The organism is Streptomyces sp. NPDC047085, assembly GCF_040643735.1.
Lineage (GTDB): Bacteria > Actinomycetota > Actinomycetes > Streptomycetales > Streptomycetaceae > Streptomyces.
On the sequence record NZ_JBEYUW010000036.1, the window covers coordinates 1 to 1,796 of the forward strand.

2 protein-coding genes are annotated in these 1,796 nt (G+C 67.8%); one reads left to right on the forward strand and one right to left on the reverse strand.

Features of this window, described 5'->3' with window-relative positions; all coding sequences use genetic code 11:
- The coding region (locus ABZ865_RS41970; RefSeq protein WP_361242806.1) for a transposase family protein at positions 1-674 on the reverse strand (674 nt) is incomplete at its 3' end.
- Between the two features lie 249 nt (positions 675-923).
- On the opposite strand from ABZ865_RS41970, the gene ABZ865_RS41975 reads away from it, so the two are divergent.
- Positions 924-1,550: a hypothetical protein gene (locus ABZ865_RS41975; RefSeq protein WP_361242809.1), complete on the forward strand. Its 627-nt coding sequence runs from the start codon at positions 924-926 to the stop codon at positions 1,548-1,550.
- Positions 1,551-1,796 lie beyond the last annotated feature (246 nt).

Genomic DNA, 1,796 nt, shown 5'->3' on the forward strand with positions numbered 1-1,796 from the left:
TTCTTCATCCGGCCGATCACATGTTCCACGCGGGCACAGACCCTGCGGTGCTCGGCGTTGTCGTCCTCCTCGGCCTGCAGCAGAGGTCGCCCGGGACGTTTGCGGTGCGGCACCGCCATATCGCAGTTGAGATGGGCACCGTCAGCGAGCACAGTCACGCCCTGACAGTGCTCGCTGAGCCCGGAAGCGCGCCAGGCATGCGCGTCCGCCGTGGTGCCCGGCACCGGACGCGCAGTTGCGATCACCAGACGCGTCTCCGCATCAACGATGACCTGCACATTCGCCGAGAACCGGTAGTTGCGGGAGGAGGCGCCCACGCCGCGGTCGCGGACCGGGACGAGCGTGCCGTCCACGATCCACAACCGGTCTGCTGCATCGGCCGGGCGGGAGACGGGCTCGAGTGCGAGCAGCGGTCCCAGCCGCTGGATGACACGGCACACCGTGGAGGAGGAAACGCCGAACAGCGGGCCCAGCTGCCGCATGATCAAGTTCGTGCGGTAGTACACCGCGACCATCAGCACCCTCTCGGCCAGCGGCAACGACCACGGCCGGCCCCGCAGGGTGCCGTTGCCGCCCCGCTCCCGCACCACCTTCAACAGATCCGAAAACTGCGTCACCCGCAGCCCCGTGAACGTCTCCACCCACACCCGGTCAGCCCTCAACACCCCGGCCATACCAGGGAGATGCCCAGATCAGAGCCTTGTGCAACACCCTTTAGGGATGGACCAGCCGGGAACAGGCAACGCCGCCTGCTGGAACCAGTTCGCCGCGGAGCCGCACACCGCCGGGGGGCTGGCCGGAGGTCGGCAAGCAGTGGACCGACACGGGCGAGATTCACGAAGAGCGTGATCTGAAGGGGCGTGCGGAGGGGGAGACGCGCACCGTGCCGGGGCATACCGCCCTGACGCGCATCCTGCGGCAGCATGACGACGAGGGGCTCGAATCCGCCGGGCCTGGCGTGGCGCGCGCTCGTCGTCATCGCAGACGAGCACTCCTGGCCCGAGGGAGCGTCCGGAACGCTGGGCCGGGTCGTCGTTCGGGCGAAGAGCAGACCCGCCCCGCATCGGGTAGCCGAGAAGCACCTTGAGTTCCTTTACCGCAAGCCCGAGCGGATCCGCTGGCTCGACGCCACTCTCAAGCCCGACGGCACGGGCATGGTGGGCCAGGCCGCACACCTGCTGTCGGAATCCTCCGCACCCGCTGCCGCCGCGAGGCTGGCCGGCGACCTCGCCCAGGCCGAGGACTCCACTGAGGGACTGAACACAGCGCTGTCTGCCTTCCAGCAGTGGCGCACAGAGGTGAACGCGGTCTTCAAGGAGACGAGTCCCGCCGACCGCGCCTTGCTGATCGCGACACTCTTCCTGAGCGGCAGCGAAGCCATCGCCATCCAAGATGCCTCTCGGCTCCTGCTGGGCAGGGGACCGCAGAACGACGTGGAGGCCATTCTCACGGGCCCCGACCTCTCCACTCGGCTTCGCGCAGTCGGCGCCGAAGTGGCTGGTCGTCACGCCACGTTCGACCACAACCCCGCTACGCCCAGGCTGTGCTGAACCACTTCTGGCAACAAACCTCTCGCCCTCGGACAACAAGTGCGTCCCGTAAGAGGGCGGGTGAGCGGGTGGGTGAGCGGGTGGGGCGGAATCGGAGTCGCCGGAAGCGCCTCGATCCGCAACGCTGCTTTGTGACCGCTTCCGTCCACTAAGACTTCATCTCATTTGGCTGCCTGGGTAGGCTGTCGTTCGTGGTGGGGATCGTTGAGCGGCTGGTGCCGGACGAGTTGTGGGAGCTGTTCCAGC

Coding starts and splice junctions, on each gene's coding strand:
- ABZ865_RS41975 (WP_361242809.1), top strand. CDS start 924: ATGACGACGAGGGGCTCGAATCCGCCGGGCCTGGCGTGGCGCGCGCTC.